A 14,841-nucleotide genomic window follows, 5' to 3' on the forward strand; every position below is an offset into this window, starting at 1 on the left:
ATATTTAAGCGGCAAGAAGGGGGATTAGAATGTTATCATTACGAAACTATAGTCATTCGACATATATTAACACCAATTCAATAATCCTATGGGGCATTTTAGAGAACAGTAACGCAATTTAACCAGAATACAAGCACCTAAAGGTGAGATTTCAAGTAGTGTATTGAGTATAATCTTTCATTAATCAAATAATATTGGAAGTTGAATAATAATTTCCGTATCATTGATGCGGGAATGTGAGAGTCAGGAAAATAATCCAAAATCTGAATGTATGAAATGGAATGATTTAAGACTCAGCAGAAAATTTTTGAGTGCTTTTGGAATTATTATCCTATTATTAGTAGTAAGTGGTCTGTGGGCCATATTCGGCATCAATGGCATAGTTGGCGATGCTACGGAAACCATAGATGGTAACAAGCTTCGGTCTGACCTGGAGTCCAAATATGTTGATCACTTAATTTGGGCAAAAGAGGTAAACCGTTTGTTAACGGATGAAAATGTTACGGAATTAACCGTACAAACAGATCCTCATCAATGTGCCTTTGGGAAATGGTACTATGGTGAGGGCAAGCAGCATGCTCTGGCTTTAGCACCGGAATTAGAGCCTATATTGAAAGAATTTGAAGAACCCCACAAGCATCTTCACGAATCTGCAATAAAGCTGTCTGGTGTTTTCAAGCAGATGGACTGGCATGTCTCCTTACAGCTTAAACAGGCAGAGCTGGATCATATATTATGGATGGGTAAAGTAAAAGATGCCATATTTATTAACAACTCAAAGTATATCAATGTCACCAAAGACCCGACACAATGTAACTTTGGTAAATGGTTAAAATCTGATGGCCTGGCGAAACTAGTTAAAGAGCATCCTGAGGTGCAAAATTACCTGGACAGAATTATTGACAAGCACAATAAACTTCACACAAGTGTATATAAGGCAGAATCATTACAGAGAAATGGTGATAACGCAGCTGCCCGAAGTTATTTTAATTCAACCATTAAAAAGAATACAGAAGATGTCCTGGCCGAATTAGGTGAGTTAGGTAGCTGGAGTACCGAGAACCTTAAAGGCATGGATGATGCCAATGCTATCTATCAGAATGAAACCATGGCCCACCTTGAAACCATGGGCAAATTATTTGACAAAACTATTGAGGCCTCCAAGGAACACATTCTGACGGATGAAGTTATGCTTGGAAAAGCTAAAAACACGCAGTCAATGGTGTTTATCTTTATCATTGGGGCTGTACTTATTGCCGGAGCACTTGCCTATTTTATAACAGGTAACCTGGTTAATCCAATCAAAAAGTCGCTGGCCTTCGCCAATAAAGTCGCTGAAGGAGATTTAACGGCTAATGTTAAAATCGAGCAAAAAGATGAAATCGGTCAGTTAGCCGGTGCACTAAGCAATATGGTATCACAGCTCCAAGGCATTGTGACGAATATAAAAACAGGATCAGACAACCTGGCGGTAGCTAGTCAGCAATTGACAGGTGGAGCCCAGCAAATATCTAGCGGTGTGAGCGAACAGGCAGCATCAGCCGAAGAGATTTCTTCTTCGATGGAAGAAATGACCGCCAACATTCAGCAAAATGCCATTAACGCCAAAGAAGCTTTAAAAATATCAAACGAAGCTTCCAATTCTATTACCGATGTTGCAAGCGCTTCTGAAAAGAATGTGGAAGCATCGGCCAACATCAACTCTAAGATCAAGATCATTGTTGAGATAGCCCAGCAAACCAATATCCTGGCTCTGAATGCTGCTGTTGAAGCAGCACGAGCGGGTGATAGCGGCAAGGGTTTTACTGTTGTCGCTACCGAAATACGAAAGTTGGCGGAGAGAAGTAAGAATGCAGCTAATGATATTGTTGAGCTGGCCGATAGCGGTGCAAAAATATCTGAAAATTCGCATGACTTATTGAAAAAAATAATTCCGGGCATCAATAATACATCCATGTTGGTGCAGGAGATAGCTTCAGCGAGTATGGAGCAGGAACAAGGTGTTAACCAGGTCAATTCGGCCATTCAGCAGTTTAGTATGGTTACTCAGCAAAATGCCACTTCGGCTGAAGAAATGGCCAGCAGTTCAGAAGAATTATCAGGACAAGCCAGTGAATTGGATACGATGATCAAATTCTTTAAAGTGGATGCAACAGTTGAAAATATACAGGCTCCGAAACCAGAATTAAGGTCAGAAGATACTGGCTCAAATGGTAATGGTAGCCAAAATAAACAAACACTAATTAATCTTAATGAAATTATTGAAGAAGACGAATACGTCAGCATGTAAACTAACAAGCTGAATTACATTAATATTTACAAACCCAGGTTTTATCGTACCAGGGTAAAAACGAACGATAACAAAAAGGGGAGTCAGTAAGGCTTCCCTTTTTACTTATAATCGGCAATTATTCTTATATCTTTGTGTGTTCAAGAATTAAGACATGATAAACACCACAAACAAGGTCAGCTTGCGTCAATACAACACATTTGGCATTGATGCAACTGCAAAAGAATTAATTATTTGCAACACCATTGAGTCCATTCAGGAAGCCCTTTCATACCTGAATAATAATCCTCAGCCTTACCTTGTGCTTGGCGGAGGTAGCAATATATTATTTCGCAATGACTTTGATGGAATAGTTATTCATCCGTGCCTGACTGAGATCGAACTTATTAAAGAAGATGAAAAGAACGTATGGCTTGAAGCAGGAGCAGGTGTTGAATGGGATGAACTGGTTAAATACAGTGTGGACCACAATTGGTATGGCCTTGAAAATCTGTCTTATATACCGGGTAACGTAGGAGCTTCACCTGTGCAGAATATAGGTGCGTATGGAGTTGAAGCCAAGGATACCATCGTAAGTGTTAAAGGCTTTTATATTGCTGATGCCAGTCGCTTTGAACTGAGCAATGAAGAGTGCTGCTTTTCCTACAGGCAAAGTATTTTTAAATCGAAACTTCGAAACAAAACCGTTATTAGCTCGGTCATTTTCAAACTTAATAAAACAGAAAGCTACACCCTTAACTACGGCCACGTTAAAGAAGAACTTGAAAAAAGAGGGAAGCTGAGTTTAAATAATGTACGTCAAACTATTATTGACATACGAAAAAGTAAGTTACCAGAACCTGAAGAATTAGGTAATGCCGGTTCATTCTTTAAAAATCCGGTTATTGATCTTGAACATTTCAAAAAACTGCAAAGTAACTACGAATCAATACCGAATTACCCTGTCGAAAGCAAACATGTTAAAGTTCCGGCCGGATGGCTGATCGAACAATCGGGTTGGAAAGGTAAGGCTATTGGTGATGCTGCCGTGCATAATAAACAGGCTTTGGTCCTCGTTAATAAAGGTAATGCAAGTGGGCAGGACATCATTGATCTTGCTCAGCAAATCATTAACGATGTTTGTGAAAAATTCGGTATCACTATTGAACCGGAGGTGAATATTATTTAATGTCAGCTTGTAATAAGTAAAACCTTAATCGAAAGATATGTCTTTAAAACAACGAAGTAAAACAACCAAACCCAACAAACTACTGATGCGCCTGATTTATGGAGCTTTATTAATGATTCTGGTTGCTGTATTTGTTGGAAAATCTTTTTACAACAAAATATATACCCCAAATATTACAGTTAGCGAGGGTTCAGAGTATTTCTACATCACCACAGGTTCTGACTTTGAAGATGTGTGCATAGCTCTTGAAGAAGGTGGTTATCTTAATGATGTGGAATCATTTAAATGGCTTGCTCAGAAAAAAAACTATACCAGGGTAAAATCTGGTCGTTACCGCATCAAAAACAACTGGACCAACAACGACTTGGTGAACACCCTGCGCTCGGGTAATCAAACCCCTGTAAAAGTCACTTTTAATAACATACGCACCATGGCCGAACTGGCAGGTGAAGTGAGCGATTACCTTGAATGCGACAGCGTTGAGCTTTTAAATGCGCTTAACAAAGAGTCTCTTTTTGAAGAATTGGGCTTTAATAAAGCAACTGCTCCTGCCCTCTTCATTCCTAACACCTATGAATGCTGGTGGAATACTTCGCCTGAAGCTTTTATCAAACGCATGCATAAGGAATATAAAAAGTTCTGGACATCAGATCGACTGGACAAAGCCGAAAAGGCCGGGCTTACTCCTGTTGAAGTAAGCACACTGGCAGCTATTGTTGATGAAGAAACCATTAAGCAAGATGAGAAACCCAAAGTAGCAGGACTATATATTAATCGTTTGAATAAAAACATACGCCTACAGGCCGATCCGACCGTTAAGTACGCCATTGGCGATTTCACTATTCAGCGGGTTCTAAAGAAGGACTTAAAAACAGATTCACCGTATAATACATATATGTACGCCGGTTTACCACCCGGACCTATTCGTATGCCTTCTGTTTCTGGTATTGATGCAGTACTGAATTACACAAAGCATAAATACCTCTATATGTGTGCCAAAGAAGATTTTTCGGGCTATCATAATTTTGCAAAAACACTAAAGCAACATAACATTAACGCTGCAAAATTTCAACGCGCTCTTAATTCAAACCGAATTTACAGATAATTGATTCAAGAAGGGATTCGCTCTTTTGTTTCAAAATGACTATTTTAAGCTCATATAAAAGCAATTGAATTTTTTATAAAGTCTAGTGCGAAAATTATTTAAACTACAATGGTTAATGCAAAGAGTCAATTAAAGAGCCATAATGAGTGAAGTCAGAATAAGGTTCAGCCGATGGTTATCGGGTTTAATAGCTAATCGGTATAATTGCTTCATCTTATTTAAAACATCACACCATGAAAAAAGATAAGCGAGAGTTACTCATCGAAATACGCAATTATTTGCACAAGGCACAGGCAAAGAAAATCAACATGCTTGATGTTTGCAGGCACATTAATTGTGAATTAAACGAGATAACACACTGGGCTCCTACTCCTGAAGTTTTAATTGAGCAAATACTTGATTTAAAAAGCCAGGAGCTGATCGATGTGTTGAATTTTGACAAATACAAGTCAGAAAATGCTATTGACAGCATGGTAATAAGTGGTCAGGAAATTTATGAACGCTTCGAACAGCTATCTCCAGCCAATTATGTTTTTATTTCTGACATCAACCCGGAGTTGTATCACAAGTGTCAGGCTAAGAAATTTGATCTGATAAGAAACCACCTTAGTAACAACCTTGATAAGGGACGTGAAACTGGTGAATACAAGCAGAACATTGACAAAGAGTCAATTCTTGACAAATACATTCAACGCATTAAAGACCTGCATACACCAGAGTTTCTGAAATCAGAGCACTTTACCTTTTCCAATGTTTTCAGTAATATTTTTGAAGATTATTTAGAAGAAGTAGCAACAGAAGAAAATTGGAATTATTTTCGCAAACGCAAACAGTTTTATGAAGCAATAAGCTTTATTAATCGATAATATTTAAATACGATCAAATGCAACTATTTAAAAACTTAACATTAGCCGTAATCTCAATATTTATTGTTTCCTGCGCATCTTTTAACGGAGGTTCTTCAAGCTTTGATGACAGTGACAGTCCTTATGTGCAGGAAGAAACAACACCCGTTGTCAAGGAACAACCAAAACCTAAAAATGAAAAAATTGTTGTAAAGGAAGAGAAGGTAACGGTTGTTGATGATAAAAGTGCTGAAACATTTAAGTACTATGTTATTATTGGGTCTTTCAGAGTATTGGAAAATGCCCAGAACTATAAAAAACAACTAATAGAGGAAGGATTTTTACCGGTATTACTTGAAAATGAAAATGGTTTATACCGCGTGTCTGTTTCGGCCTATAACGAAGAAGACGCTGCTCGTTTTAAAATTGGTTCAATCCGCCAGAAATATGAAAAATATAATGATGTATGGCTACTGATCCGTAAAGTGTAAGCATCATGGGATAAAGCACTAAAGCCGGTTCAGATATGTTCCGGCTTTTTTAATACACAAACGACACATATCATGATAATTATTCTTTCTACTCGTTAACTTTTTCCTATTTTTGCGCATTCAAATACCGAAATAAATTAGATAAAATATAAACCAGACAAATATGTACAGACCGGTAAATCTTTCTGAAGATATTTTTTACGTTGGTGTCAATGATCGTCGCACAAATTTATTTGAAAACATGTGGCCGCTTGACCGCGGTGTTTCATACAACTCATATGTAATTGCCGACGAAAAGGTTGCTATTATTGACACTGTTGAAGCAGGTCATTTTGAGAAATGGATTGCTAAAGTTAGGGCCATATTAAATGGTCGTCCTGTTGATTACCTTGTTGTTAACCATATGGAGCCTGATCACTCAGGTGCTATCCGTATTTTAACAGAGTTATATCCTGAAATGAAAATTGTTGGTAACAAAAAAACGGTTCCGATGATTGAAGGGTATTATGGCATTAACAGTAACTTCGAAATTGTAAAGGAAGGTGACAACATTGACCTTGGAAAGAATAAATTGACCTTCTACACTGTACCTATGGTACACTGGCCTGAGTCAATGGTTTGCTTCGAAGAGACAAATCAGATTCTTTTCTCATCAGATGCCTTTGGTAGCTTTGGAACACTTGATGGCGGAATTTTTGACGATGAACTGGATTTCGAACATTACACTGACGAAATGCGCCGCTACTACTCTAATATTGTAGGCAAATATGGCAACCCAGTACAAAAGGCTCTGCAAAAATTAGGTAGTCTGGACCTTAAAATGGTGGCACCTTCACACGGACCTGTTTACCGTGAAAACATTGCACGCATGGTTGAAATGTACGATCAGTGGAGCAAATACGAAGGCGAAGAAGGTGTTGTTGTAGCTTACGCTTCAATGTATGGAAACACTGAAGAAATGGCAGAAGTAACAGCCAGGGCCATTACTGAAAGCGGAATAAAAAATGTGCGTGTTTACGATGTTAGTAAAACACATCCATCATATATTATTTCTGACATTTTCAAATTTAAAGGTATCATTCTTGGCAGCCCTACTTACAGTAATGAGCTGCACCCAAATATGGAAGCTTTGACAAACAAGTTGCAGCACATGGGTGTTACCAACCACTACTTTGGTGTATTGGGTTCGTTTACCTGGGCCGGTGCTTCAGTTAAAAAGCTGCGTGAAGTAGGTGAAAACCTTAAATGGGAAGAAGTTGCAGATGCAGTAGAGGAAAAACATGCTTTAAAAGAAGATAAGTATGAAGCGTGCTGGCAATTAGGTATTGCAATGGCAGAAAAGCTGAAAGCAAACAGATAATTTGCCCGCCTTATAAAATAGTAAAGAGCAATCAGTATGGTTGCTCTTTTTTTATATCAATGGTTTTAAAATGGCACATATGAATCATGTTCCAAGGTAAGGTCTGATGATTAACAACTCAACTAAATTGGTAATTTGTACTGTGCCCCATACATATTCCATGTCATTAAATACAAAATGACTTAGCATCCAATCATTGGGAATTTGAATATAAAAAAAGCCCGAAACCATATGGTTCGGGCCTGTAATGTTATTCTAAGGGTTTTCGATTAAACATCACCGAACCCAGCTTATTAATCGTTATAAGAATTCGTAACGCACAAAGGCCTCAAACGCCTCGTATTCTGCCATACCCAATTCATTATACAACTTAGCAGTTCCGCGGTTACGATCTTCTGCCCGTTGCCAGAATTCACGCATATCACCCCCCAGGAACATAGCTCCATCTTTTTGAGACTGGTGCTTAAAGATAGCATTACGCTTTCGCATCAGTTCATCAGGACTGATTGGTACGGCCATTTCAATGTTATGTATTTCCCACTCATGCCATGCACCACGGTATAACCATACCCAGCAGTCTTTCATCCATGCTTCTTTCTTCAAAACATCAATGGCCTGGAAAATGGCATCCAGACAAACACGGTGTGTGCCATGCGGATCAGACAGATCACCAGCAGCAAATATCTGATGTGGCTTTACTTCCTTAATAAGATCGGCTACAATTTTCACATCTGCCTTACCCATTGGGTGCTTTTCAACACTTCCTGACTCATAGAAAGGAAGATTTAAAAAGTGAACGTTCTCATCTTTTACATTGGCATATCGACAACCTGCTTTTGCCTCTCCTACTCGAATCAAACCTTTAATACGGCGCACTTCAGGCAGATCAATCTGATCGGGCTTTTTGTTAGCAAGGAACTTACGAATCTTATCGTGTTCTTCTTGTATTTTCTTATCATCGCTGGTCAATCCACCGGTGTAACCGCCAACAAAGTCAAGATAACGCAACACATCATCATCAGAGACTGCAATACTACCCGATACCTGGTATGCCACATGTACTTCATGTCCCTGGTCAACAAGGCGAAGCATGGTACCTCCCATCGAAATTACATCATCGTCGGGGTGCGGGCTAAATATGATAACACGTTTCTTTTCAGGCGATTTACGTTCCGGCCTGTTCGAATCATCGGCATTGGGCTTTCCACCTGGCCAGCCGGTTATTGTATGTTGTAATTCGTTAAAAATGCGGATATTTGTCTGGTAAGCCGAGCCTCTTTCAGCTAAAATATCTCCCATCCCGTTATCGTTGTAGTCGCGGTCGGTTAATTTCAATATTGGCTTTTTAACCTTCTGGCATAACCAAAGTACTGCTTTCTTTATCAAGCGATCATCCCAAACAACACTGTCAATTAACCATGGTGTTTGTACACGAATTAAATCAGCAGCTGCCGCTTCATCCACAATCATTTTACAGTTTTCATGTTTCTGTAAAAATGATGCAGGAATCTCTTCCGTCATATTTCCTTCGATGGTCTTCTTTAAGATGGCTGCTTTACCCTCACCCCAGGCCAATACACGAATGCGCTTGGCATTCAATATTGTTTTAATACCCATTGTAATAGCCTTACGCGGTGAATTATCAATACCAAAGAAGTCTGAAGCAGCTTCGGTACGCGTAATGTTATCAAGAGGAACGATACGGGTTAATGAGTTGGCTGAAGAACCAGGCTCGTTAAGTCCGATATGCCCTGTACGACCTACGCCCAAAATCTGCATATCAATGCCACCTACCTTTTGAATCTTTTCTTCAAAAGCATGGCAAAATTCATAAATACTTTCCTGAGGCAGAGTACTGTCAAGGTAGTTAATGTTCTCCTCCGGAATGTCGATATGATTAAAAAATTTCTCGCGGATATTTCTGTTAAAGCTTTGCAATGCGCTTGGTGTAATAGGATAATACTCCATTACATTAAAAACAATCACATTCTTAAAGCTCAGGTCATCCTCTTTGTGCAAACGCACCAACTCAGAGTATACCTCACTTGGCGCTGATCCAACAGCAAGTCCTAATACACACTTTCCGCCTTCAAGTTCTTTTATTTTAATGATTGAAGCTATCTCAGAAGCAACTGCTTTTGAGCCTTCAGTTGAAGAGCCATAAATTTTTGTTGAGATCTTCTCATCTTTTGTAATTAAAGCCCGTAAATAAGGATCATCGTGATAACCTTCATTCTTGAACTTCCCAGCCGGGGAAATCTTCTGATTGAATTTTTCTATCATAACTACTCTAAATTGAAGTTTTGTGGTTTTAGATTATGCAAATTTACAATTTATAATCAGTAAAAATAGAAATAATAGAAAGTTTTAATAACCTTTTTTGAATAATTTAAAAGTTACCGAAAGTTTCGCATGATTATTTAACGGTTGAAATATTAATTCAAGGAATTATATATTACATCCTGAATTTTAGTCCGCACATTCATTTTAATCAGTTTTTTATTATATGAATGCGGATGAATACGATTGGATAAAAAGATGTAGATAATGTCATTTTCCGGATCAATCCATAATATGGTACCTGTAAAACCTGTATGACCATAGGATGCTTGTGAAACCTTTTGTGAAACATGGCTGTTATTATCGGGATCCAGTTCGGGCTTATCAACGCCTAAACCTCGTCTGTTTCCATGGTTTACCGATGTTGTAAATGTGCCAATGGTTCGAGGTGAAACATATTGCAATCCACCATATTTACCTTCGTTCAATAGCATTTGTCCCAGCTTGGCCAGATCACCGGCATTGGCAAATAAACCAGCATGGGCTGCAACGCCACCTAACATCGCTGCCCCCTGATCGTGCACATAACCATCTAATAGTGTCTTTCTGAAACCCAGGTCTTTTTCTGTTGGCACAATGCGTTTTGATGAAATGCCGTCAAGTGGCTTGTAAACAAGATTTTCAGCCCCAAGCAATCGACTAATACGACTGTAATAAATAGAATCAAGGCTTTCGTTTTCTTCTTTTTCTATTATTCTTTGCAATATATAATACCCCAGATCACTATAGCGATAATCTTTATAGTCCCTCAAAGGCGAAGCATAAATATGTGCATACATCGAATCCACATATTCCTCATTCATAAACATACCCGATGTTAATTGCCGGTTATACTGGTCGTGTTGCTTACGGCTAAAAACATCCTTTCGATACCTGGCATATTTATTCTGATACAAGCGTGAATCGACACGTATATTATATAATCCCGAATAATGACGACTATACAGGGAGCGTTTCCTCAAGGACTCACGGTCTAATGCTTTATAATGAAACGGGATGTAACTGATCAACCCGCTTTGATGCAACAGCAACTCCCTGATCGTTATATCAGCTTTATCTGTTGTATCAATTTCAGCCAGGTATTCAGGTAATCTGGCATCCAGATTCAACTGTCCTTTTTCATACAACATCATAACGATAGGAAATGTAACTGCCAGTTTGGTTACTGAAGCCACATCGTACAGATCATCATTAGTAACTTTCTGTCTCCTTTTATAAGTATGATAACCGTAACTCTTTTGCAATATAATGTCTCCTCCTTTAACGACCATTAACTGCGCTCCAGGTGTTGCTTTTTTCTTAATGGCATCAAATACAATACTGTCTATTTTAGCAATTGAATCCTGGTGAAACGTATGTGCGACAGAGCTGAATGCCAATCTTGTTTTAGAACTCTTTATCCGCTCAAAACCCAGCTGCTTTAACTCTTTATGAACCGGAGAAATACCACTGACCTGAATACCTCCGTATATTGCTTCGGCCAAAAGTTCCGGCGATTCGTTTATTGCCTGTGGCATGGTTATGATGGCATCAAAAAGCCAGCCGGCCCGACGATAGGTCTTGCTGTCAAGCTCACCTATATAAACCAGCGTGTTGTATTTTCGTCCTTGCGTCAGGCCCCCTTCTATTAAGGACATCTCTTTTGACAGGCTCCTGACATCATCACATAACAACAGCTGCACATAGGCCGACGAGTCATTCTCACTAAGCTTAGGCTGGTAATACCTTGATAAACTGACAAAACCCGCAATATCTTTGTTTGTTCGGGCATTAATTGACAAAGTCAGGCTATCGACACGAAGAACGGGGAACATTGCCTTGCGCTGGTAGATGGTAATGGAATTCGTATAGGCTTTATACCGGTTGTTTATTTCATCATCCCTTTGAATCACCAGACTATCAGCAACACCCGTATCAACATTATTATTCAACAACTTAATCACACGCCTATCCAGGATTGATTCCTGAACCTTACCATCGTAAACGGCTTGAACCATTTCTTCATAACATGATTTGTCAGCATCCTCCCAAAACAACAAATCCTGATCTAACAGATCACTAAAACAAACTCGCTTATTGACAGATGCCTGCCACATGTTAAAAGCAGGTATATATGCAAGCGGGTAATTTTCCTCTCTGTCATATTCAGCGTTAGTAAGTAGCTCATCGAGTAACTCACAAGGGAAATCAATTATCTGAACATAGCGATTGTCTTTGATCGATTTGCTTCCGATATACAGGCGTGAAACATTAACTAACTTATCAAAGGTAACAATGCCATCATATCCCTTTGTTTCCGCCTGAGAGCACGCATCATTAAGCAAATTACTGATGGTGGGCTGATGCGCAATCGTGCGAAATGTTTCTTCATTGGGAAAAGACAAGGCAAGTTCATCCTTGTAACCTTTTCTGATATTAAGAACTGAATATGAATCAAACCGGGTATTGCCAACCAAAACACTATCGGGCATGGTATTATCAGGAATTTTCACAAAAAGCATAGCTACTTTTTCTTCAACACTGAGCTGATTCAATAAGGTATCCGCTCTGCTGATTGATAATGCAGAAATAGAAAAAACCAATAATAGTATACCTAAAAAGTATGTTTTCATCACAATGCAAATCCCAATATATTATGGTCAACGAAAATAATTAAAATAGGTTATGCCAAAAACCAATTTCATACCAAAGTACATGATAAAAGACCATTCGACATATAAAATTTATAAAACCTGATGAATAACAGCTCCTGTTTTTCAGGCGCTTTTTTGGATAATAAAGAAACAACCGCTATTTTAGGAATCGAATTTGGATATTAACCCATCTATAAAAACAATGAGTGTGAGTGATTCAATTAACAATTCGCTGGTTCAGGATTGGGCTGACAAGGTGATTTTAGTAGTTGAAGATGTGGATACCAACAAGATTTTTTTTGATGCCGCATTGCGTAAAACAAATGCTAAAATCCTTTGGGCGAAGGACGGTAAAGAAGCTATAGAGCTATTCAAAGCCAATGAGATTGACTTGGTTTTAATGGATTTGCAATTGCCTATAATGGATGGGTACACAGCTACTCGTGAAATTAAAGCCATTAACAAAGAGATTCCTGTAATTGCCCAAACGGCACATGTAATGTCTGGTGAGCGGGAAAAATGCATGGAAGCCGGCTGTGATGATTATCTGGCAAAACCTATTCGATTGCAAATTTTGATGGATACGCTCTCAAAATATTTAAACAAATAAAAAAAAACTGCCCTCGGGCAGTTTTTTTTTATCCCTTTTTATTCCTCCACTATCTTTAATTCTGTTCGTCTGTTCTTGGCTCTTCCTTCAGCTGTGTTATTATCGGCAACAGGCTGACTAAAACCATAACCATTATACTTGAGCTGCGTTTCCGGAATACCCTTGCTCATCAGGTAATCACAAACAGCCTTTGCCCTGTTTTCAGATAACAACTGATTGTATGAAGCACTTCCTTCATTATCTGTGTGACCTCCAATCTCAACAATAACAGAAGTGTTTAACTGCAGTAGTCTCACTACATAATCAAGCTCAACATTCGATTCTTGCTTGAGTTCGTATGAGTCACTGGCAAAAAACACGTTACGTAATACAAAACTGGCGCCCGCTTTGATTTTACTTAAATACACATTTAATACCTGGGGTTTTTCAATGGTTGCCTTTGAATTCACATCAAAATTATCGGAATAAAACAGGTAACCTTCTTTTTGAATATTTAAGGCGTATGTATCTCCGGCTGGCAAACAAAATAAAAAGTCGCCCGAATGCGGTGCAGTAATAGTATTAACTGCTAATTCTCCATTAGTCAGTTTATTAATACGGATATTGGCCGACAAGACCTCTGAGGTCTCATTGTCAAACACCTTTCCTTTGATATAAGTCACCGGTGTTGGTCTTATCTGCTGAGGTATCGTAAACTTATAAATATCTTTATCATCACGCTCATGCAAGCCATCAGATGAGAAATACCCGAGGTCACCCTTAGCAGTGATTACAAGGCCAATTTCATCATTTTCGGTATTTAATGGATACCCCAGATTAACGGGACGTTGCCATCCGTTATTTTTGTCATGCTTGGAGTAAAACAAATCCATTGCTCCCATACCAGGCCAACCGTCTGAAGAAAAATACAATGTCTGATTATCGAGATGAATAAAGGGCGAGTTCTCGTTACCCGCTGAATTAATATTCTCACCCATGTTCTCAATCTTTCCGAAGAAAGGCGTTCCATCCTTTTTAAAACCAACGATACTGGCCTTCCATATATCTTTTTTACCTTGTCCTCCGGGACGGCTGCTTACGAAATAAAGTGTCTTTCCATCGGATGAAAAACTTGGCTGTGATTCCCAGAATGGAGTATTAACAGGCGCCCCCAAATTAGTTGGCTTGCTCCACCCGTCAACTGTTCGTCGCGAAAACCATATATCACAGCTGCCACGGCCTCCCTTTCTTCCACAGGCAGTAAAAAACATCCAGTTACCATCGGCACTGAGTGCCTGAGCCCCTTCATTGCTCAAGGTATTTAAAGAAATCACAGCTTCCCTGTCATTCCAATTATCGCCATTTTTTCGGGAAACATAAAAGTCTTCACGGAAGTTAATGGCATTTTTAGTCAGTGACTTAACATCCTCCACCAATGGATCCTGCGGAACCAAAACGGTAAATATCATGGTTTCCCCATCAGCACTCAGGCTCGGCCAGTACTCATCCAATTCACTATTGATTTGCTGCCCCAGGTTAACAGGCTCTATATAAATAGGGTTAACAATTGCCTGTTTGGCAAAGGCCGCCTTTTCAATCCAGAAATCAGGATTCAGTTTTGATCGTTTGTTCTTGTTATAGTGCCGGTAGATATTCATCCACGGCTCCACCTCATCATATTGCCCCGTGTTATATTTAGCTACTCCCATATTAAATATGGCCGGAACAAAGAATGTACTGTCTATTGCAAGGGCCTTACTTAAGGCATTGATCTCCTTATCATAGTGCTTATTTGAAAAGTGAATGTCAGCCATTAACAGATAAGCCTCAATAAATGCCGCTTCCTTTTTAATGGCAGCATTCAGATAATTAATGGCCTCTTCAGGTTTGTTATTGGAATAACTGGACTGAGCTTCTTCAAAAGCCGTAATCGCTTTTTTAGATTTCACACTATACTTCTGCCCCATAGCACTAAGGCAAATTAAGCTGACAAAAACGGATAAAAAATACTTCATAGGCA

10 protein-coding genes are annotated in these 14,841 nt (G+C 39.0%); 7 read left to right on the forward strand and 3 right to left on the reverse strand.

All coding sequences use genetic code 11. From position 1 onward, the window contains the following. Positions 1-271 precede the first annotated feature (271 nt). From ACRD69_RS11540 to ACRD69_RS11565, 6 genes are all read left to right on the forward strand, one after another. Entirely contained in the window at positions 272-2,290 is a 2,019-nt protein-coding gene (locus tag ACRD69_RS11540; RefSeq protein WP_430815243.1) for a methyl-accepting chemotaxis protein, read from the forward strand. A gap of 154 nt (positions 2,291-2,444) precedes the next feature. Next, a complete protein-coding gene (gene murB / locus ACRD69_RS11545) occupies positions 2,445-3,458 on the forward strand; it encodes a UDP-N-acetylmuramate dehydrogenase (RefSeq protein WP_430815244.1) in 1,014 nt (337 codons plus the stop codon). A 37-nt stretch (positions 3,459-3,495) separates the two neighbouring features. Next, positions 3,496-4,563 (forward strand): endolytic transglycosylase MltG, encoded by a 1,068-nt coding sequence (gene mltG, locus ACRD69_RS11550; RefSeq protein ID WP_430815245.1) that lies wholly within the window; start codon positions 3,496-3,498, stop codon positions 4,561-4,563. A gap of 233 nt (positions 4,564-4,796) precedes the next feature. Next, positions 4,797-5,429, forward strand: coding sequence for a hypothetical protein (locus ACRD69_RS11555; RefSeq protein WP_430815246.1), 633 nt, complete (start codon positions 4,797-4,799; stop codon positions 5,427-5,429). Positions 5,430-5,446: 17 nt separating this feature from the next. After that, complete coding sequence (locus tag ACRD69_RS11560) at positions 5,447-5,899, forward strand: SPOR domain-containing protein (protein ID WP_430815247.1); 453 nt, start codon at positions 5,447-5,449, stop codon at positions 5,897-5,899. Between the two features lie 163 nt (positions 5,900-6,062). Further along, positions 6,063-7,259: an FprA family A-type flavoprotein gene (locus tag ACRD69_RS11565; protein ID WP_430815248.1), complete on the forward strand. Its 1,197-nt coding sequence runs from the start codon at positions 6,063-6,065 to the stop codon at positions 7,257-7,259. Positions 7,260-7,559: 300 nt separating this feature from the next. Here the strand turns inward: ACRD69_RS11565 and ACRD69_RS11570 are convergent, their stop codons facing one another. Together ACRD69_RS11570 and ACRD69_RS11575 are read right to left on the reverse strand one after the other, a co-directional pair. Next, positions 7,560-9,542, reverse strand: coding sequence for a glucosamine-6-phosphate deaminase (locus tag ACRD69_RS11570; RefSeq protein WP_430815249.1), 1,983 nt, complete (start codon positions 9,540-9,542; stop codon positions 7,560-7,562). Between the two features lie 152 nt (positions 9,543-9,694). Then, a complete protein-coding gene (locus tag ACRD69_RS11575) occupies positions 9,695-12,211 on the reverse strand; it encodes a serine hydrolase domain-containing protein (protein ID WP_430815250.1) in 2,517 nt (838 codons plus the stop codon). Between the two features lie 223 nt (positions 12,212-12,434). Here ACRD69_RS11575 and ACRD69_RS11580 point away from each other — a divergent pair, with 223 nt between their 5' ends. Then, positions 12,435-12,842: a response regulator gene (locus tag ACRD69_RS11580; protein ID WP_430815346.1), complete on the forward strand. Its 408-nt coding sequence runs from the start codon at positions 12,435-12,437 to the stop codon at positions 12,840-12,842. A gap of 38 nt (positions 12,843-12,880) precedes the next feature. Here ACRD69_RS11580 and ACRD69_RS11585 read toward each other — a convergent pair whose 3' ends face one another. After that, positions 12,881-14,788 (reverse strand): OmpA family protein, encoded by a 1,908-nt coding sequence (locus ACRD69_RS11585; protein WP_430815251.1) that lies wholly within the window; start codon positions 14,786-14,788, stop codon positions 12,881-12,883. Positions 14,789-14,841 lie beyond the last annotated feature (53 nt).

The organism is Carboxylicivirga agarovorans (assembly GCF_050589845.1).
Lineage (GTDB): Bacteria > Bacteroidota > Bacteroidia > Bacteroidales > Marinilabiliaceae > Carboxylicivirga > Carboxylicivirga agarovorans.